The 21,383-nt window shown below is 40.2% G+C and carries 15 protein-coding genes; 2 read left to right on the forward strand and 13 right to left on the reverse strand.

Translation table 11 applies throughout. The features are described 5' to 3' along the window. Nucleotides 1-9: 9 nt before the first annotated feature. The 8 genes from A3IA_RS0105675 to queG form a co-directional block, all read right to left on the reverse strand. The gene (locus tag A3IA_RS0105675; protein WP_026217575.1) at nt 10-876 is read right to left on the reverse strand and encodes a GIY-YIG nuclease family protein; all 867 of its coding nucleotides are present in this window, start codon (nt 874-876) and stop codon (nt 10-12) included. Further along, a complete protein-coding gene (locus tag A3IA_RS0105680; protein WP_026217576.1) occupies nt 869-1,153 on the reverse strand; it encodes a hypothetical protein in 285 nt (94 codons plus the stop codon). Before A3IA_RS0105680 ends, A3IA_RS0105675 begins: the two co-directional genes overlap by 8 nt. Beyond that, entirely contained in the window at nt 1,153-3,075 is a 1,923-nt protein-coding gene (locus tag A3IA_RS0105685) for a DEAD/DEAH box helicase (RefSeq protein WP_018380357.1), read from the reverse strand. The genes A3IA_RS0105680 and A3IA_RS0105685 overlap by 1 nt, the downstream gene beginning before the upstream one ends. Beyond that, nucleotides 3,068-5,800: a class I SAM-dependent DNA methyltransferase gene (locus tag A3IA_RS0105690; RefSeq protein ID WP_018380358.1), complete on the reverse strand. Its 2,733-nt coding sequence runs from the start codon at nt 5,798-5,800 to the stop codon at nt 3,068-3,070. Before A3IA_RS0105690 ends, A3IA_RS0105685 begins: the two co-directional genes overlap by 8 nt. A gap of 310 nt (nt 5,801-6,110) precedes the next feature. Beyond that, nucleotides 6,111-7,043, reverse strand: a complete 933-nt coding sequence (gene ftsX, locus A3IA_RS0105695) for a permease-like cell division protein FtsX (RefSeq protein ID WP_018380359.1) — start codon at nt 7,041-7,043, stop codon at nt 6,111-6,113. Continuing rightward, nucleotides 7,036-7,728 (reverse strand): cell division ATP-binding protein FtsE, encoded by a 693-nt coding sequence (gene ftsE / locus A3IA_RS0105700; protein ID WP_026217577.1) that lies wholly within the window; start codon nt 7,726-7,728, stop codon nt 7,036-7,038. Before ftsE ends, ftsX begins: the two co-directional genes overlap by 8 nt. 796 nt (nt 7,729-8,524) lie before the next feature. After that, nucleotides 8,525-9,620, reverse strand: a protein-coding gene (prfB, locus tag A3IA_RS0105705; RefSeq protein WP_156802407.1) for a peptide chain release factor 2 whose coding sequence is annotated in 2 segments (ribosomal slippage) — nt 8,525-9,547 and nt 9,549-9,620 — 1,095 coding nt in all. Because the reading frame shifts where the segments join, the coding sequence is not laid out codon by codon here. A gap of 50 nt (nt 9,621-9,670) precedes the next feature. After that, nucleotides 9,671-10,789, reverse strand: coding sequence for a tRNA epoxyqueuosine(34) reductase QueG (gene queG, locus A3IA_RS0105710; RefSeq protein WP_018380362.1), 1,119 nt, complete (start codon nt 10,787-10,789; stop codon nt 9,671-9,673). A gap of 90 nt (nt 10,790-10,879) precedes the next feature. Between queG and A3IA_RS0105715 the strand changes: the two genes are divergently transcribed. Together A3IA_RS0105715 and A3IA_RS0105720 are read left to right on the forward strand one after the other, a co-directional pair. After that, on the forward strand, nt 10,880-11,737 hold the full coding sequence (locus tag A3IA_RS0105715) for a metallophosphoesterase (protein WP_018380363.1): 858 nt from the start codon (nt 10,880-10,882) through the stop codon (nt 11,735-11,737). A 61-nt stretch (nt 11,738-11,798) separates the two neighbouring features. Next, entirely contained in the window at nt 11,799-12,167 is a 369-nt protein-coding gene (locus tag A3IA_RS0105720; protein ID WP_018380364.1) for a hypothetical protein, read from the forward strand. Nucleotides 12,168-12,657: 490 nt separating this feature from the next. Here A3IA_RS0105720 and A3IA_RS0105725 read toward each other — a convergent pair whose 3' ends face one another. The 5 genes from A3IA_RS0105725 to A3IA_RS0105745 form a co-directional block, all read right to left on the reverse strand. Then, nucleotides 12,658-15,342, reverse strand: a complete 2,685-nt coding sequence (locus tag A3IA_RS0105725; protein ID WP_018380365.1) for a cation-translocating P-type ATPase — start codon at nt 15,340-15,342, stop codon at nt 12,658-12,660. A gap of 213 nt (nt 15,343-15,555) precedes the next feature. Next, entirely contained in the window at nt 15,556-17,358 is a 1,803-nt protein-coding gene (locus tag A3IA_RS0105730) for a glycoside hydrolase family 3 protein (protein WP_018380366.1), read from the reverse strand. Nucleotides 17,359-17,368: 10 nt separating this feature from the next. Next, complete coding sequence (locus A3IA_RS0105735) at nt 17,369-18,169, reverse strand: HAD family hydrolase (protein ID WP_018380367.1); 801 nt, start codon at nt 18,167-18,169, stop codon at nt 17,369-17,371. A 750-nt stretch (nt 18,170-18,919) separates the two neighbouring features. Further along, nucleotides 18,920-20,452, reverse strand: coding sequence for a hypothetical protein (locus A3IA_RS0105740; RefSeq protein WP_018380368.1), 1,533 nt, complete (start codon nt 20,450-20,452; stop codon nt 18,920-18,922). A 65-nt stretch (nt 20,453-20,517) separates the two neighbouring features. Beyond that, the gene (locus A3IA_RS0105745; RefSeq protein WP_018380369.1) at nt 20,518-21,357 is read right to left on the reverse strand and encodes an SDR family oxidoreductase; all 840 of its coding nucleotides are present in this window, start codon (nt 21,355-21,357) and stop codon (nt 20,518-20,520) included. Between the last annotated feature and the right edge of the window lie 26 nt (nt 21,358-21,383).

Raw genomic sequence — 21,383 nt, forward strand, 5'->3', positions numbered from 1 at the left:
TTCGTGTCATTAATATCTTTGCACTTCAACTATCATTTCATTGATGATAGATTCAATCTCATCTAAATCGGCAATAAACCACTCATTTATCGTAATCTCTTTTCCTTTCGGTGAGATTGTCGATAATTTAACTCTTTTATCAGTTAAAGCATGATGCAAGTACGTTTCCAGTTTTCTAGCATCAACATTTTGGATTTCAAAAGATTTTACCAAAGCGACAGGTGCAAAAAGATAGGTTGCTTCGTTACTAGTATTTGCCAAACGTTGCTGGATGTTTTTGGCAACACCAATTTTATAGAGATTTTTCATTTGTAAAAAACGTTGATCTTGCCCAGCATACTTCACTACGTAGATATAGCCTGTCGTCTGATAATCGGTTACATAATCACCTAGTAACGAAATGTCTTCCGAATTCTCAGTCACCATTCGCCCAGAGCGTTTTGTATCATATAGGGAAGAAATCAGACTCAAGAGCCAGATGTGGTTTTCAGTCCCATTTTCATAAACAGTGTGGGCTTTATACTTTCGATTGGTAGATTCAGAAACTTCCTGACCATTTTCTGGATTGTAAATCTTATTGACGTAGAGCATAACACCATTATCAATGTAAAAATTGCCTTGTTTAATCGGACTTTTCTGACTAATTTCAATAGTTGAAATAGGCTTAATCTGTCGTTTCCCACTGGCAATATCAGCTTGCGCGGCTTGAAAAAGTCTCTGATAGTAATCAAAACCAGATCTAACTCGCTGGCGTGTTGCCACTTTATCCGCGGCTTTTACCGTTCGGCTATAGCGTTTGGTGTTGAATAATCTATCATCCGATTCAAAACCTTCAAAAAGACTATCGTCATTTAAAATATCATCCAAATCAGTCATGACCTTCTCCTAGCAAGCCTATTGTATCATAAGCCAGCAACTTGGTTAGTCTTTCCTCGTTGCTACGAATCCCCTTAAGGCGTGAAAAAAGGGAGCGTTCTTTCATATTGAGAGTTTTCTGAGGTTCTCTACCATTGACTTTGACCCAATCAATGATTTCCATGAATTTTTCAATTTCAGGGTCAACACGTTCAATAGGGGCTGTTTTGATTCCTGCCACTAAGCCTTCAAAGTCAGGATCTGTGAAAATATCCTCTAAAGTCGCAAAATTATTCATTAACCATTTCTCCTTTCCTGACGAAGTTGATTTAGTTTGGCAAGGGCAAAATAGAGGCGTTGCTCATTTAATTCCTTAGCATTTCGCTGTGGCGAGCGCCCATGTTCTGCCTGAAAGGCCTTGATTTTAGGATAGAGCATACGCAACTCATCTTCAGTGAACTCCATCTTTTTACTATCAAAGACACGGGCAATCATGCTTAACGTCTTACTATCCACGTCACGAGAAAGCACTTCGTAAGCCCGTTGAAATGGATTGACGCTATCAATCAAGTCAATGTTTAAATCATCAATATTGACAAATTTATCTGCCATTTTAAGTAATTGATTGTTCTCCTTATCTCGTTTAGCATTTGATAAGTTAAGGTCAGAAACGAGATGCTGCCTGACTTCTTCAACTTCAGTTTGAGTAAGTTGAGGATATTGCGTCGCAATCACACGAGGAATTAACTGTTTGTTAATGGTCTCACTATCAGCACCAGCTGCGATAGCCGCCTGAACCACTTCATCTTGCAAGGTTGATGCCTTAAGCTCTATTAAATCCTGTTGGATAATCTCTTTCACCTGTTGTGTTGACGGCTTGGCTAGTCCTTTGATGAAAATCTCTGCCCCTTTAGCTTTTTGATCCTTTCGATCTTTGGTTTTAAAGGTAAAAGACGGAGACAAGACATTTTCCATGAGAAGACTAGCTGTAATAGCTTTCATGATGTTATTAACAGAATATTGTACCTCACTATCTTCGGCATCTGGTTCAGCTATGAGGTTGGTAAAGATTGCCTCTTTCTTATTGCTTGAGTCCCTAGTCACTCGCCCGATAATCTGAACAATTTCAGTCAAACTAGAACGATAGCCTATGGTCAAGGCATACTCCGCAAAGGGCCAGTCAAATCCTTCTTTTGCCATACCAAGAGCGATAATCATATCCAAATCATCCAGTTCAGTCATACTGTCAAGATAGGATGCCACGACATCACGCCCCTCTTCGGTAACCAAGTCTGCAATTTTTAAAATCTTTCCAGTAGATGTTCTTAGATGAATAATGCCATGTTCATCTTTTCTGAGATAGTCCCCAAGAAGATCCAAAATCTCATCCACTTCACCATATTTGTCTTTGGTTGATTCGCCAGAATTAACATTAGGAATATGGATAATTGTCTTTTTGTCAATAAAGTCAGCTACCAATTCAGGCAAAGCATCAATGTAGCGCCCACGATAGAACTTATAAGTCATTCCAAATGATTTGAGATACTGATAGCCTTCCAACTGCTCGTAATAGGTATAGGTCACGCGGTTAAAGCGCGCCTCATCAGCCGGCTCAAGAATAGGAATGCTATCCCCTCGAAAGTAGGAACCTGTCATGGCAAAGACGTGAGCCGTGGACTTTTGAAGGACTTCACGCAGAACATTGCCTAAGACAGAATTGTCATCTTGGGACACGTGGTGAAACTCGTCAATGGCAAGAAGACAATCATCAAAACTGCTAACATCCAGCTGTTCCGAAGCAAAGCGAAGGGTGGCATGGGTACAGATGAGAACGTCATCTGTCGGATCTTTTGAGTCCATAAAGTTAACAAAGGCAGTAACTTTGCTTCTAGTTGTTCCTGCTGTGGTTAGATTATTCTCCTCTTTGACGACCCAATCCCAATAGTAGCCAAACTCAGATAAGTTAGTTGAGTGAAAAGACTTACCGATTGAACGTTCAGGTACAGCAATAATCGCTTTTTTTAAGCCTTGATTTTTCAGCTTATCAAGAGCAATAAACATGAGAGCCCGTGATTTACCAGAAGCAGGAGGTGCCTTGACTAAGAGGTGACGACTGGAACGCTTTTCATAAACACGCGCTTGCATCTCTCGCATACCGAGATGATTGGTATTGACAGAGGTCCTTTTTTGACCATATGAAACTTCAAAAACCTTACTCATCAGTCATCTCCTTATAGCGCTTGAGCAAATGGCTTAGGCGCTCTTCATCACTTCTAAATGGTGTTTCTTTGTAGGCTTTTTCAACCAGCTCATCTAATTCTTGATGGGCTTGTCTCAGCACTTCAGGCATGGTGTCACGATGATACAAGTCTGCAAGAGTGCCTCCCAACTCTTCTCGTAAATCCAAAATCTCCCAGACTTTGTCTTCTATTCTGTTTTTTCGATGGGTTGATAAGGCTGGTACTGGAAAAGTATTGTAGACCAGTCCTGCCGAGTAACGATAACCTGTTCCAAGTCTACCACCAACTGCTCCTAGCCAAACCATATGGAGACGTGATTCTAAAAGTCCCAGTAACCAGATTGGAGCGTTGTAGATAGCCATAGCCGAGTCCGATATAATCGTCTCTTCCCCAACAAATCCCATAGGGACATATACACGATGTTCAGATGAGACACGTGGAACGATGATTGATTGCTCTTGAGGTTGATTGGTATCTCTAAATGACCATGGTCTTACAGAAAGTCTTCTCGCTGACTCACTTTTTGAATTCAATCTATGGTTCAAAGTAATTTCAACTCTATTTCGAATTAACTTATTTTCCTTAAATTCCCTATAATCTGATTCATTCATCCATAATGCATATCGAACTTTATCGTTAATCAATTCTTCTGATCCGATAAATTTTTTAAACAAGTGACGAATTTCAGGATATTCCCTAATAGCTTGGTGGTATTCCTCAACCGTAAAAATCAATCCTCCGCCATCATTTGGCATATTACCAAAGACCATGGCTGGCAAGTCCGAAAGAGGCTGTCTCCTACTCTTCACCAAAATAGTGTCCTCTGCTTTTGTAAGATAAGGAGAGATATGGTCAACTTCCATTCTCTCTTGCCTTTCGGTAAAGACGAGCTTAATAGGATTCGTGTGCGTTTTATTACTAATTCCAACGATAGCAACTGATACCATAGCATTGTGAGAAGCACTATTTCCCCATTTAAAAGAAGTATAGGCAAACTCAATTTCTGCAATAGTCAACAAAGACTCCCAAACAATGGCTACCTGTTCTCCCTGAAAAAGAGAATTGGTTGATACAAAGGCTAGCTTAGCATGTAAGTTCTGAATAAAATGAATTCCCTTGAAAAACCAACCAGCAATATAATCCATTTTTTTATACTGATAGTCTTCACCAATAGATAGACGTAAATCTTCTTTTTGGTCCTTGGATTGTAACTTACTTCCAATATACGGCGGATTGCCAATAATGTAAATCTCATCATCAGCTGTATGCGGAAGAACTTCCTCCCAGTCTAGGCGCAGAGCATTGCCTTGCGTGATATTTCCTGCATCTTGTAACGGCAAGAAGGCTGATTTAAGATTGATTTCTTTTTCGGCTTCTAAATTCATCTGATATTCAGCTATCCACAAAGATAATCTGGCAACCTCATGGGCAAAGTCATCTATCTCGATACCGTAGAAATGATTAAGAGTGATTTTTGACTTCTCGAAAAAGTTAATTGTGCCATCTTGACGGAGTTCACGCATGGTTTTGAGCAGTTTGATTTCAAGACGACGGATTTCCTTATAAGTGATAATCAGGAAATTCCCTGACCCACAGGCAGGGTCTAAAAACTTAATGTCAGCGATGCGGCGATGTAAAGTTTTTAGCTCTTTTTCATATTGACTGCGATTTGCTCTCCTTGTACGCTCCGTAATCTCCTTATCTTCATTTTCATTCAGTTTATCAAGAATAGCTTGATACTCCCCTTTTAACTCATCTAAAAACAAAGGACTGATGACCTTCATGATATTTTCTACACTGGTATAATGCATACCTGTCCGTGCTCGCTTTTCAGTGCTAGTTGCTGTCTGAATCATTGAACCAAAAATATCTGGATTGACTTCATTCCAGTTGACTACTTCTCCCGCCTCTAGGATGAGCTTTCTGGTTTTTCTGTCAAAGATTAACTTGGTATGCGCTTGAGTGAACAATTTTCCATTCACATAGGGGAAGTCCTGCAACCATGCTTTTTGGTTAGAACGATTGTTATTATCTAGAATAGCAAAAATCTGGTTAAAGAGAGCATTCAAATCACTACCATCTTCACGTGAACGTGTCTTGATAACATTAGTAAAAATGTCTTTCTTCATGATTTCCGTATCCTCTGCAAAAAGCAAGAAAAGCAGGCGAATTAAGAAAAGATTGAACTCTTTTTCTTCTTTCATTTGGTCATCAAAATAGTTGATTTTACGCAATTCATCATAAAGACGCGTAAAACGTACAGCAGCCTTAATATCTGCTTGCTTTTCTTTCTGATAATCTATCTTTTCGATACCATTCCAAGCCAAGAAAAAGTCTGCATAAATTGGTAAGTCAGAAAAGGCAATATCGCGAGTATCGCCTGTTTTAGTATCTTTAGCTGCCAAATTATTAAAATCGGTTGCAATAAGATAGCGCGGTATAGATTTCTTTCCTATGAGTTCTTTTTCCATTGCATCTACTCGAGCAACAACAGATTTTTGATGTTCTATCTTTTCAAAAAGAACTTTATTTTTGATATGATTTCCCTTATCTTTGCGCAAACGCGTTAAGGTAGATTTTGGAAATTGATATAAACTTAAAAAGTCATAGAAAAAAGTCTCCTGATTGAGATTTTTAAGTAAATCTTGTATTTTATCTTCTATTTCTGTAATCGTTAACTGAATCGCCACTCTAAAAACTCCCATATTCTCCTAATATACAGTCAAATGAACTAACTTTCAGAACAAGAAACTGTGACGCAGACAGTACTTGATACTCAATGACAATCAAAAGACTATAAACATAAAAAAGCACCACTTACGGTGCTCTAAACTCAACATAGAGCAAAGCCCTAGAATTTTTTTCTTTGCTGGTTAGTTATTAGTAGGTATATAGGGATATGTCAATATCCCTATATACCTGATATACTGTAGTATATCGCGATTTTTGGGACACAAAAAAAGCGCATGACTCTAGCATGCACCTTCATTTTTTCTTCATTTGTCAGCATCACTGCTAAATCTTCAAAAATCGTCTCATTGATAAAACAGATCCTAGAGAACCAATCACAATACCGATAAGCACCATGGCGATAACGCCGACAGGTACAGCTAAGTCTGGTTTATAAAGACTTAGATTTTGCTGTACGAGACCTTTCATCAAGTAGTTATAGGCAATGATGTATAAGTATGAAACCAAGGCTGCTGGTAGGATAGAACCGAGTAAGCCAATCCAAGCCCCCTCAAAAAAGAATGGGCCACGGATGTAAGAGTTCTTAGCACCAACCAAACGCATGATTTCAATATCACGGCTACGTGAGAAGATAGTCACTCGAATGGTATTTGAGATAAGGAAAATAGCAACCAGAAGTAAGATTCCCGTTCCAACAAGTCCCCAAATACGAACCATTTTAGCTAGGTTAAAGATACGCTCTGTATCTGCACCACCGTATTCCACTGAATCAATTCCACCCAGTTGTTCTGCCGCACGAGCGACTTTTTTAACGTCTTCGGGTGACTTAGTTTTCAAGTAATAAACATCGTAAAGTGGGTTGGCATCTTCATCAAAGACTTCTGAAAAAGAATCGCCCATTTTAGCTTTCAAATCTTCCAACTGCTCATCTTTACTTGAATATTCGATAGCCTTAACACCATCAATTTCCTTAAGCTGGTCGTAAATCTTATGATAATCCTTATTCACGATTTTCTTGCCTGAGCTGTCTTTGACAGTTTCTTGAGGGTCTGTCGAATCCACGTTCAAGAAAACGTTGACTTGGATATTATCCTCAATCCCTGAAGCTAACTTCTCTGTATTAAGCAGAACTCCGGCAAAAAGCCCCACTAAAATCAAGGTAATGGATACTGTTGACATGGCAGCAAAAGTCATCCAACCATTTCGTTTTAAACTCTTGATGGATGTCCATAGGTGTCTGAAAAAGTTTCTAATCATTATAGCCGTACTCTCCTTCCTCTTCGTCACGAACAATTTTACCATCTTCAATAGCAATGACACGATGACGCAGATTGTTAACAATCTGTGCATTGTGCGTTGCCATCAAAACAGTCGTTCCTTGAAGATTGATACGCTCAAGTACCTGCATAATTTCCATAGAAATCTCAGGATCCAAGTTACCTGTTGGTTCATCCGCAATCAAAACTTTCGGATTGTTCACAATAGCACGCGCAATCGCAACACGCTGCTGCTCCCCGCCGGACAGTTGATTAGGAAATGAACGCATTTTGTGTTTGAGACCAACCAGTTCCAAAACTTCCGTCACACGTTTTTTGATGTGTTTCCGCTTTTCACCAATAACTTCCATGGCAAAAGCGACGTTTTCATACACAGTTTTACGTTCTAACAATTTATAATCTTGAAAAACCACACCGATGGAACGACGTAAGAGGGGAACTTGACGTTTTTTTATTTTAGCCAAGTTGAACTCTCCAACTTTGAGAGAGCCACTGGACAATTTTTCCTCACGGTACAACAATTTTATAAACGTTGATTTACCAGCTCCTGAGGGACCAACGATGTAAACAAATTCTCCTTGATTGACAGAGACACTCACATGTTGGAGAGCCGTCGTGGAGCGACGATATTTCTTAGAAACATCCTTTAATTCAATTAAAGCCATAATAATCAGATGCAAAAGCCCATCATTAGGCGGCTAAATTTTAGGAAATCAATGCAGTATCTCAGACACAAACTGATTTCTCTAAATGCCAAGCCTAAGGGCTATGCTCAATTCCTTTCTAAAAGATACTAAGAGCCCTTAGAAGCAGATGAAAATTGAGAGAGACGACATGTGCTTGCACATGAGGAAGCCTATCTTTTTTCTTTTGCTTTTGGCTCGAGTTCAATTCGCTTGAACTCGTATCTTTTCCTTTCTATAAGTTCAAAAAAGTGATAAACAAGGCTAGGTGCCTCGCTCAATGCCCTTCGTAAGATACAAGAGGACGCGTTCGACACGTCGAAAACTTCCAAATGAAAAATAGGAAAACTACCAAAGACTTGTCAAATCAGGGAAGTTTTATCTTTTTTCGAAGGGGGGGTAGTCCCATGTTCGTTTTTACAGATATAGTCCTTTGAATTAACTTTGATGCATAGTCACTTTCGACTTGCCCTACTCTTACTCAATGACAATCAAAAGCAGGCTAGGCGACGCCGTTGCAGATAGATCTGTCTTCATCAAATCAAGTCAACAAGGTCTGCTTTTGATTGTCGAAGAGTATCAAGTACTGCCCGTGTCTTTTTTGTTTCTGAAAGTTAATTCATTTGACGATACTAAAAACATCAAAAGCAGGAGGAACATAGGGAAGAGACGACCTGTGTTTGCACATGAGGAAGGCTATCTTTTTTCTTCTGCTTTTAGTTGGAGTTCAATTTGGTTGAACTCGCATCTTTTCAATAATTTCTTCTAAATGAGCCAACTAATCCATGCGCCATTTGAGGTAGGCATCAATGAAGCCTTCAATGTCACCATCCATAACCTTATCGACTTGCGCTACTTCAAAGTTAGTGCGGTGATCTTTAACCATGGTATAGGGTGTGAAAACGTAAGAACGAATCTGACTGCCCCAGGTGATTTCTTTTTTATCACCTTTGAGAGCATCCACTTCTTCTGCTTTCTTCTCTTGCTCCATTTGGTAAAGTTTAGCCTGCAACATCTTCATCGCCCGATCACGGTTGCCATATTGCGTGCGGTCAACTGTTGAGGATACGACAATCCCTGTAGGAATATGGGTCAAACGAACCCCTGTCGAAACCTTGTTGACGTTCTGACCACCGGCACCACCTGAACGGAAAGTATCCATTTTAATATCATCATCACGTATATCAACTTCAATAGTATCGTCTAATTCAGGCATAACCTCAACAGAAGTAAATGACGTGTGGCGACGTTTAGCAGAATCAAAAGGTGAGATACGTACAAGACGGTGAACTCCCATTTCAGATTTCAAGAAACCATAGGCATTTGGACCTTCAAAAGAAAGGGTTACAGACTTAATACCTGCTTCATCTCCCGCCTGATAGTCCAATGTTTCCACCTTGTAGCCCTTGGCATTTCCAAAACGTGTGTACATCCGAAAGAGCATCTCAGCCCAATCTTGTGCCTCAGTACCTCCAGAACCAGGATGAATCTCCATAATGGCGTTGTTTGAATCATAAGGCTCTGACAAGAGAAGCGTCATCTCGTAGCTAGCCATCATTTTATCCAGCTTCTCAAGATTTTCTTCCAGTTCTTCTTGGACAGAGTCGTCCTCTTCCAACATTTCCAAATAAAGTTCTGTCTCCTCGGACAGCTCCTCCATATTATGAAAAGTTTCATAAGTTTGTTTAAGCTCATTTAATTCTTGCGAAGTTTTTTGAGCGGCAATATTATCATTCCAGAAGTCTGGCTCGGTCATTCGATTTTCAAGAAGCGCAATATCTTCTTCCAAACGATCTAAGTCAAAGAGACCTCCTGAAGCTAGTCAACTTCTCTTGATTTTCTACTATTTTTTGGCGCATTTCAGCAATTTCCATGATAAACTCCTTATTCTCAGTATAATCCTGTTCATTCTAGCACAAAGCCTCTAAAATTGCCATTTTTCACGGACTAATTCCCATTCTTTAATGCTATCTTCTTCTTTTAGAGAAAGGCTACGCATAAAATCAAGCATGGCCTCATCTGGTTTTTTCACAATCTCACCCAGTGCCCAGATGGCTGTCGCTGTATGAATAGGATTGTTATTCTTATCAATAATCTCCACCAATTTAACCACAGCACTGCGGTCGTGGGCGTTAGCCAAAGCAATAATGGCATTACGCTGCAAGATATTTTTTCCACGCCATGAACCTGCAATCATGCCAAATTGTTCTTTGAAGGATCTATTCGTCAATTCCAAAAAGGGAATCAACTCGGGCTGGGCTAATTCTGGATCAATCTCACTAGCTAATGGATTGTCAATCCCGCGATTATAAGGGCAACAAATCTGACAAATATCACAGCCATAAATGACCGTCTTGATTTTCTTGCGGAATTCCATAGCCATCATGCCCTTGTCCTGAGTTTGGAAAGACAAGCAGCGGCGAGCATTCATCGTTCCATCACCAATCAGACAGGAGGTTGGGCAAGATTCTAAACAGCGGGTACAATCGCCGCAGCCATAATCCACTTCCTGATCAGGCTCAATCTCTAAGTTGGTAATCAACTCCCCCAGATACATATAAGACCCGAATTCTTTAGAGATGACCAAACCATTTTTTCCGATAAAACCGATACCAGCTCGCTTAGCGACAACCGTATCAACAAGAGCCCCTGTATCAACCATACCCTTGTATTCAAAATCTTCGGTCAGCTCCTCAATCCCTTTTGCCAAACGGTTGAGCTTGTCTTGAAGGACATAATGATAATCTAGACCCCAAGAATTAGGCGTGATTTTCCCCCGTTTATACTGGGTTTTGGGAGGTTTAACGGGTAATTTATTAGGATAAGCTACTGCTATTGAGATGATAGTCTTAGCAGACTCCAAAGACAACTTAGGCTTAAGCCGCTCCTCGATGACCTTGTGCTCAAAACCAGTCGTCCGACCCTCCTCGACACCAGCCCGTAAGGTTTTTTCCAAATAATCAAAATCATCGGCAGTTGTAAACCCAATCTTTGAAATGCCAATTTCCTTGGCAAGTTTTTGAATTTCCACCTTAATATCCATGCTACTATTTTAAGTGAAAATCATGTTGATAGCAAGTCAGATCAGTAACAAGTTTGTGTCAAATCGGCTAAAAAAAGATACAATAGCTTTATGACAAAACTAGCTTTTATGAGTGATTTGCATGTCGATCTCAATCACTTCACAGACTTTGAAACTACAACCCTTATCAACTTACTAAAAAAAGAACAGATTGACCACCTTCATATCGCTGGAGACATCTCCAACCACCACTACGAGGTATCCCTTCCCTTTCTAGATACCCTCCAGCAACACCTGCCTGTCACTTATAATCTTGGCAATCATGATATGTTAGATTTGACAGAAACTGAGATTGAGCATTTAGATTTTAAGATTCATAAGATTAATGGTAAATCCTTCTTAGCCTTTCACGGCTGGTATGACTATAGTTTTCAGCCTCAGAAAACGTTCGATGAAAACCTTGCCTTTAAAAATCGTTTTTGGTTTGATAGGCGATTAGATAGGGGGAAAACAGATTCTGAACTGACCGCTGACATTCTCAAAGTCCTAGACATTACCCTATCTAAGCACCCCGAAATAACATTGATTTCCCTACATTTTGTTCCCCATAAAAACTTCCTCATGACCCATCCAAAATTTATCCCTTTCAATGCCTTTTTGGGTAGCCAAGATTTCCATAATCTTTTTGTCAAACACGGCGTAAAAGATGTCGTTTTTGGTCATGCCCACCGTTCCTATGGCAGTCAAACTCTTGATGGTATCACCTATCACTCTCGCCCCTTAGGTTACCGTCGTGAGTGGGATTTAACCATCGATTATGTCAACCAACATCCAGAACTCAATCCGACAGGGACATGGAATTTGTCAAAAAGGTACAATCTGGTCAAAAAATTGCCAGACTTTAAAAACTTTACCCGACAACAGCTTGAAGAAGAATTTCGACAGTCGCTAACGATTTTTGACTTCTAATCTCTTTTTTGATACCCTTTTCATGGAAAGCTTATCAGATTGGACAAAGGAGGGAAGGCTCTTGTCGATTACTCTTATTCGAAAAACCTGGGATGGTCGCTATCAACCAAGTGATATCTACCTTAATCGCATCTATCAGGGAAAACTTTACAAAGACCAACAAATCAGTTTGGATATGCCAGACACTCCTGCAACACTCAGCTTAGGCTGGGGGATTTTGACTAAATGCCAAGTTGCTGATGGTGATCAGATTATCATGAAGACTAATCCATGGTGGCTTGCCTTAGAATTAATACTCCTCATTTGCCTCGGACTACAGTTTAACATACTGTTCACTAATGCTGACTATTTGCCTACGCAGCTCATTTTACTCTTACTGCTCCTACTAAACTGTATCATCCCCCGATATAGACTGATTAAAAGCACTTAAAAAGAGTCTGGGGCAAAAGTTTGACACCAAACATAAAAAAGGAACAAGATAGTTTTCTATTAAACAGAATTCTATCTTGTTCCTTTTTTTATAATACTATCAACTTCATAGAACTAGATAGTAAAGAATTTCTAAAATGAAACGCTTTGCTTCAGATTCTTTTTAAGAATATGGCTTCCCCTCTCTAACCTGAACATATCAAGGCACTGATTTTGACATCATTAAACCATAAAACTCTTACAAGTATTGATAGTAAGCGCTCCATAACGAGGTATCTAGTAATCCTCTCACTCCTCCAGTATACTGTTAGTAGAAAACATTCCAGAGTCAGCTTGACTTTGGAATGTTTTTCAATATACCTCGTTATTGGACGTTTACCATTGATATGACAGTATTTCTAAGAGGTTTTCATGTTCCAACATAAAGAAAAAGATTGAAGAAAAGGTCCAAAATGGACTTTTTCTTCAATCTGATTTTTTTAGTTTATCTCTTAAATGGCGTTTTTATCTTGACCTGTTGCACGTTGGATTGCTTTCACAATTTCAACAACTACCAATGTCATTAAACTTCCGATAACAACTACTAACCACTGTGTGACTGATAAATGAGCCACGTGGAAGAAGTTATTAAATCCTGGAACGACCACTGTTGACATAAGCAGAACAAAGGCAATTGGAATTGACCAGTTGAACAAGCGGTTCTTAAAGAGACCAACTTGGAAAACAGATTGGTAAACAGACTTAACGTTATAAGCATGTACCAATTGGATCAAACCAAGCGTAACGTACGCCATTGTCAAAGCATCAGCATGAATGTCAGCATATGTAGTGTGTTCTGGGAATTTAAGAGCAAAGCCATAAACAGCAAGAACAAGTAAACCTTGAAGTGGCCCTTGATAGATAATTGATTCTTTTACACCACCATCGAAGAAGCTTGATTTGCGTCCACGCGGTTTGTGTTTCATCACACCCGGCTCAGCAGGTTCCACACCAAGAGCAATGGCTGGAAGTGTATCTGTAACCAAGTTAATCCAGAGAAGATGAACTGGTTGAAGAACATCCCATCCAAACAAGGTTGCAAGGAAGATTGTCATAACCTCAGCAATGTTAGCTGAAAGCAAGTATTGAATTGTTTTTTGAATGTTTGAGAAGACTTTACGTCCTTCTTCTACAGCGACGATAATTGTTGCAAAGTTATCATCAGCAAGAACCATATCAGAAGCTCCTTTGGAAACTTCTGTACCGGTAATCCCCATACCAATACCGATGTCAGCTGTTTTAAGTGATGGCGCATCATTAACACCGTCACCAGTCATGGCAACAACTTTGCCTTCATTTTGCCACGCTTTAACGATACGGACTTTATGTTCTGGTGATACACGAGCGTAAACTGAATATTGCTGGAAGACTTTTTGGAATTCTTCATCTGACAATTCGTTAAGTTCAGCACCTGTAAAGACATGATCTTCTGTGTCATTGGCATCAATAATACCGAGACGTTTAGCAATTGCTTCAGCAGTGTCTTGGTGGTCACCAGTAATCATGATTGGACGAATACCAGCTTCTTTAGCCACTTTAACCGCTTGGGCAGCCTCTGGACGTTCAGGGTCAATCATACCAACTAAGCCAGCAAATACCAAATCATTTTCCACCACTTCAGTTTCCATGGTAGGAATACTTGCTTCATATTTGTAAGCCATCATGAGAACACGAAGAGCTTGTTTAGCAAGAGACTTGTTGGTAGAAAGAATGGCTTCCTTATCGGCATCTGTAATAGGACGCACTTGATTGTTGTCTTCAATCTTAGTCACACGTTTAAGCAATTGGTCTGGGGCACCTTTTACAGCAACAAGGTATTGACCATCTGCCAATTTGTGGATTGTTGACATGAGTTTACGATCAGAATCAAATGGTAATTCTGCAACCCGTGGTTCTCCTTTGAGAGCATCACGAACATCAAAGCTATGATCCAATCCAAATTGAACAAGAGCCGTTTCAGTTGGGTCACCAATTAACTTACCAGACTCATCAATTTTGGTATCATTGGCAAAGTTCATGATGCGAAGAGCCATATTTGAGTGATCCAAATCATCATTGGCATCTTGAAGGGTACCATTTGTATAGAGTTTTTCAACAGTCATTTGGTTCATTGTCAAAGTACCTGTCTTATCTGAGGCGATAATTTCTGTTGAGCCAAGTGTTTCAACAGCAGGCAATTGACGAATGATAGCGTTACGTTTAGCCAACACCTGTGTACCAAGTGAAAGGACAACTGTAACGATGGCTGGCAAACCTTCTGGAATGGCAGCAACCGCAAGAGCAACCGCAATCATGAGACCTTCAAGTGGGCTTTCATTACGAAGGAAGACGCCAACTACGAAGGTAACAGCTGCAATAACCAAGACAGCAACCGTCAAAATTTTAGACAATTGGTTAAGGTTTTGTTTGAGAGGGGTGTCTGTTTCATCAGCGTTTTGTAACATGTTTGCAATGTGACCGACTTCGGTAAACATACCCGTGTTAGTAACGACACCCATACCACGACCGTATGTAACGTTTGAGTTTTGGTAACCCATATTGACACGGTCACCAATACCAGCATCTTCAGCTAGTTCAACGTCTAAAGACTTTTCAACTGGTACAGACTCACCAGTAAGGGCAGCCTCTTCGATTTTCAAAGAGCTTGCTTCCAAAAGGCGCATATCCGCTGGAACAACATCACCCGCTTCAAGTAAGACAATGTCACCAGGAACTAATTCTTTAGAATCAACTTCCTTCACGTGTCCATCACGACGAACACGCGCTAATGGACTAGACATTGATTTAAGTGCTTCAATAGCTGCTTCTGCCTGTCCTTCTTGGTAAACACCAAATGCAGCGTTAATGACAACTACGAATAAGATAATTAAAGCATCTGTTAAACCGTGCATCCCTTCAGTAATCACTGAAAGTGCTGCAGCTGCTAACAAGATAATAATCATCAAGTCTTTAAATTGATCCAAGAATTTTTGGAAAAGTGACTTCTTCTCACCCTCTTCCAATTCATTACGACCATACTCTGACAAACGTTGCTCGGCTTGAGCGCTCGTCAAACCTTTTTTGTTTGTCTCAAGAGCTTCAAGAACAGAGTCTTCCGACTGTGTGTAAAACGCTTGACGTTTTTGTTCTTTTGACACTTTTTCTCCTCCTTGGTCTTTTCTCTATAGAAAAAGACCTGTTTATTTTTAAACAAGTCTCGCAAATTAAGACTATGCCGGAAACAAACGTTTCGAAATGACGACATAATCACGATGACACCATATCACTGATACGATATGACCATCGTCGGCTACTCCCTTGATGGATATAATTATAACAGAAATAGCTCATCGACTCAAGGTAAATGAAAACTATTGTTTCATTTCATGTGAACGCCAGATATGCGTATCAATTAAGCCACAATAAGGATCGACGCTTGATACTCCTGTAAATTCAGATTCACCTGCTAGTTTTTTTACCAAACTGGCAATAGTATTTGGTAAGCCATCATACGCATTGATGTAGGTTCCAACTTGTGGCATATCTGCCAAGGCAAATGGATGTTGCACTGACACGACGATTGTTGGGATTTCATGGACATAAAATGGCTGATCTGGTGTTCCTTTAGCCGCGGGCCAAATAATACGTTGGGTAGTACCGCCAGAATTGACATCAACAAGATTGATAATCAAATCATAATTATCCGTGATTTGAGCAATTGGTCGTTTAGAAGCATAGACATTTTGAATAGCTGCTGGACGTTCGTCTTCCGGCAGTTTTTTAATACGCTCTTCTGTATTTTCCCAAATCGATACTTCATGTCCCGCTTGTTCTAACAACTCTTTTAAGGTGTCAGCTGCACGTTTTTTGCCAGAGTTAATCATCGCACCAAAGCCACCCTTGTAACCTTCGACTTCAACTAAAAGAATGCGTTTGTAGCGTTCTGGTGTGACTGGGAAAATGTCTTTTTGTTTATCTTTGACCAGCGTGATTGCCTTATCAGCTACTTCATCTGAAAGGCGTTTAGCCTCGTCTGTACCAATTTTTTCTAGCGCTTCTTCTTTTGGAAGCAAAATCTCCTTGCGGCGACCTTCAAATTGATGCAAGCCAAGTTTTGCTTTCAACCCTAAGGTACGACGAATGGCATCGTGCAGACGTTCTTCTGTTAAGAGACCATTTTCATAGCCTTCTTTCATCCAACGGAAATCTTCATCAGGATCGTTGAAAAATAAGAAGAGATCGCATCCAGCTTCAATCGCTGTTGGTAGCAGTTCACGACGTGGAAGCGATGCTGTCATCGCAACCATATGAGAGGCATCGGTTACGATAGCCCCATTGTAGCCCAGCTCACCTCGTAGAAGTTCATCAAGAAGTGTTTTATTAAGCGATGCTGGTAGCATATCATCCAAATCACGCTCAGGGTGCATTTCTTTTTCAACATTTGGCAGATGAATATGACCTGCCATAATACCCGGAAGACCCGCTTCAGTCATTTCGCCATAAATACGCCCAAAGGTCTCCATCCACTCCTCTTTTGACATAGGGTTAGACGCATATGAAAGATGGTGGTCTCGTTCGTCAATGCCATCACCAGGAAAATGTTTAGCAAATGGAATAATGCCATGTTCCATGATACCACGCATGTATTCTTTTGAAAGGCTGATAACTTGCTCGACTTCAGCTCCCCATGTACGATTAGCAATAATAGGATTTCGCCAGTTACGGCTAAGATCCATAATAGGAGCAAATGACGCATTACATCCCACGGCTGATGCCTCAAGTCCAGCAATACGCCCTAGTTCATAAGCATACTTAGGATCGTTAGTAGCGGCAATTTTAATCTCATCACCAATTTTGGTGCCATCTGTGACCGCCCCATTTCCCCCTGATTCTGTATTGGCTGCAATCAACAGAGGGATTTTTGATTTGGTTTGTAAAATGTAATTTTGCTCCCAAATGTCCGCTGCTGGACCAGGAGCATACCTTACCGCTGCAAATTTGTAATCTGTCATAACTTGAGTTAGATACTCTTCTGTACGACTAGAACCCATATTAACAAAAAGCTGACCAATTTTTTCATCTAAGGTCATATTATTAAGGGTCGTTTCTACCCAATCAATAGCTTCTTGATTTAGGTTATAAGGCTTTTTAGTTAAGTCTACTAAATGTGTCATCTTATCACTCCTAATCTAAATGTTTCCAAAACGTTTCTTTTAGGCTTTCTAAGCCTTCTTTTGTTACCTGACCAGCGACAAAAGCTGGTGAAAATGTTTCTTGTAATGCTTTCCAAGATGCTGCTTCTTTACCAACCAAGATAGGGTAAAAAGCCACTTGATTTTGCTCAGCTGCTGCTAAATCACCAGGTGAGTCTCCCACCATTACAAGATGATCTTTTGAGTAGCCATCTTGTAGCAAGCTTGCAATAACATCTTCTTTCTTACCACGATCTTGACAGTAAAGGTCATCGACATACTCTAACAAGCCTTGATCGCGCCATTCCTCTTCGACAGCTTCACGATTGGCTGAAGAGACAACATACACCTTCCCAAGCTCGTGAAGTTTTTCTAAGCCTGAACGAGCACCTATAAAAGCAAGTGCCTCACCCTTGTAAGATTTAATTTGTCGATTAACTTCGTTAGACCAATCCAATGCTTTCTGTAAATCATCTGATGGTTGTTGAGCCAACGCTTGCTCCAGAGACGCATTTGATAGTGATGTGGTAGTGGCTACCCAGTTCTTCAAGGCATCAATGCCCTCCAGACCTGCGTACTCTAACCCCATCACCAATCCGACAAAACGATTGACGCCTCTTGTACGAGAGTAAAGGTTGATATTATCCCACTCTTTCAAAAAAGCTTCTTTATTTGTAACCTCGAAAAACTGAGCTGCTAGTGGTCCAAAAAAGAGCTGATGTTTGTAGGTCATGGTATCCATGGCACAGCCATCTGAGTCTACGCAAAAGACATATTCTTGCTGTTTAGACATTTTTCCCCTTTCATTCTTATCTTCATCTGATAATGCAATGCTATCATGCTTAAGGATTAAAACAGAGTGCCAGACAATCCGTTTTTACCCCAGAAGTCAGCGTTTTCTGGCAACGGTATTTCACCTAAAAGTAAGACAGACCGTACCAATCATTTTAGCTGAAATTCTTTGAAAATGAAGCTACTAAAAAGGTATTTGGTATTAGATTATCTAACCTCTCAATCGCTTCTTATCCTTCTATGGTATAAATACTATCTAGCAACCCCACCACTATTGCAGTCTGATAAAGCACTCTTAATCATCTAAAGATTTCTGATAACGTGAGGCAGGAACCAAAGTACCTAACCTCATTAAGTTTTAACTAAGTAGATAAGTAGAATCGTTTAGTACAGTAGTTGTCGGACTTGTAAAATGACTTAACTTTCAAACAAGGAACAAAAAGACTCGGACAGTACTTGATACTCAATGAAAATCAAAAGCAAACTAGACGACACAGATAGCAGATAGAACTAGAGTTCATCAAATCAAGTCAACAAGATCTGTTTTTGATTTTCGAAGCGTATGGGTAGGGCAAGTCAAAAGTAACGAAGCATCAAAGTTAATTCAAAAGACTATACAAGTCTCGTCAACCTTGCGAAGGTGGGAGTAAAATAATCCACTGGATTATTTTAGCCCGAACCTAGAAATAGCGGAGTGAGGATAATCGATTTCTTCGACATCACGATTTTGTCCCACTCCCACTCTTACTCATCAAACAATCACAAACATACATTCTGTAGGGGCAATCACCAACTCGCCAGCCGAAATGAGGTCTGCTTCTAAATTCGGTAATTTGTTGTCTTCATCTAAAGCCAAGACCTTACCATTCAAACACATTTCTTTTGCACGTTTGTCACCGTCTTTTCCTGACAAGCGATATACTTGAGCATCTTTTTCCAAAGCCAAGGTGGTAGCTTTCGTTTCTGAATTATTAATGATCAAAATTGCTTTGCCATCTTTGCCATCTTTACGTGAATGCACAAAAACGTGCGCCCCTTCATGGATTGGAATTTGACTATCAAATACTTCTGAACCCATCAATCGATTCCACAATAAAACTGCAAAATAGTTCGGACGTGGATCAAACACTTCTCGTGCCAAGTAACCATAATCAGAAGAGGCTAAGGTGTTATGGAAGATAACGCCATTTGTCAAACAAGCAAATGTTCCCAGCTCATTAAGGGTACGCGGCACATCAAGATAAGTTGACGCCCAAGTATTGCCGCCACCACCAGCATCTCCTGACTCTGTTACCCACATTTCTGCCCCCGGAACGAATCGATCACGCAGGGGAAGGTAGGTTTTACAAAAGTTTGAAGCTACAGCTAAATAGGCTTCTGACAAGGCAGCTTCCACTGACCAATGCCCTGCTGGCATTACAGAAGCCAGACGTTCTGAAACCCCATTGTAGTAGTGATAAGAAAAGACATCTAAAGGCACTTTTGTTCCTTCTAACAAATCTTCACAGTTAACCGTTTCATGAGCAATCTGCTCAATGCCCCCGATACCTTTTTGCTGGCTTGGATCTCCAAAGACAATATCATCTCCACCTGTCGAACTTGGTCCTACTTTTAAGCAATCCGGATAATTCTCATCTAACCATTGGAAGAAAAGGTCTTGGTCACGGCGATAGTGTGCCGCTGTATAGCCTTTTGGAAATCCAGTGTCCTCTAGGATATTGGGTTCATTGGCAAATTCAACAGCTTCTATCGGTACACCATATGACTGGCTTAGAGCAAAGATTTTTTCAGCTTCACTAGGATGCCATGGTTCCTCCGCCGTGTGTAAACCGGGACAGTTAGCCATGGAAATTTTCAAATGTCCACCAACTGCTTTAACAAAATCCAAAACACCCAGCCACTGTTCTTTTGTCAAAACATTCAGATAACCTTGTGGCGGTACTCCAGCAGTTTCACCATCAAAATCGTAATAAGTTTTGGTTGACCAAGTTCCTGAGACACGTACCCATGCTTCTCCCAATTCTTTCGTCAAATAGCGTAGTTTCTCATTTGATAAATCAATCGGATCATACTCTTGCATAAGGTCCTTATACATCGCTGCGATTCCTTCATCAGAAGGTTCGACGTAAAAATCTTCCGTTCCAGCAATTTGCTCTTCTGAATAAGACTTCCAGAAAGTTCCACCTGTCACTTCTGCAAACTCAACATTATAAGAAACCAAACGCGGATTTATATCACGTATCTTGTCTAGCTTTTCTAGCTCCAAGGTAATCATTTCACCCATAAAAACTCCTTTATCTTTTCAAACCGTGAGCAATCATCAACGACGCATCAAGCGCTTAAAACATATTAGACGCCTGAATAGGCTGAGAAGCCACCATCAATTGGAAGGACGACACCATTAACAAAACTTGCTGAATTGTCATCCGCTAGGAAGAAAAGACCACCAATTAATTCTTCAGCTTCTCCAAAGCGCTCCATCGGAGTATTACGAAGAATTTTTTCCGCACGTTCTGAAGGTGAACCGTCTTCATTAAAGAGAAGACCACGGTTTTGATTGGTTACCAAGAAGCCTGGGGCAATAGCATTGCAGCGGATACCAACTTTTGAAAAATGTACTGCCAACCATTGCGTAAAATTCGAAATAGCAGCTTTAGCACCAGAATAGGCAGGAATCTTAGTTAATGGCGTAAAGGCATTCATGCTAGAAATATTGATGATATTTGCTCCTTTACGTCCCACCATATCTTGGGCAAAAACCTGAGTAGGAAGCAAGGTTCCTAAGTAATTAAGATTAAAGACAAACTCAATGCCAGCTTTATCTAAATCAAAGAATGATTTTGTTCCCTCAGGCAAATCTGTTTGGTGAAACTCATTGTCTGTCGTTGCTTTAGGGTTATTTCCCCCTGCCCCGTTGACAAGAATATCTGTTGGACCCAAATCCGATAAAACTGCTTGGCGTACTTCTTCAAGGTTGTCTTTATCTAAAACATTGGCTTTGTAGGCTTTAGCAACTCCACCAGTAGCTTCGATGTCGTCAACAAATTTTTGTGCTGCTTCTTGATTGAGGTCTAAAAGCGCTACTTTAGCACCCGCTTTGGCAAACTCTTTTGCCATATAACCACAAAGAACACCACCAGCACCTGTAACAACAACAACTTTATCTTTAAATTCAATAACTCTAGACATGATTTTATCCTTTCTTATTCTCTTAG

Origin of the sequence: Streptococcus thoraltensis DSM 12221 (assembly GCF_000380145.1) — a bacterium.
In the GTDB taxonomy this organism is placed as follows: domain Bacteria; phylum Bacillota; class Bacilli; order Lactobacillales; family Streptococcaceae; genus Streptococcus; species Streptococcus thoraltensis.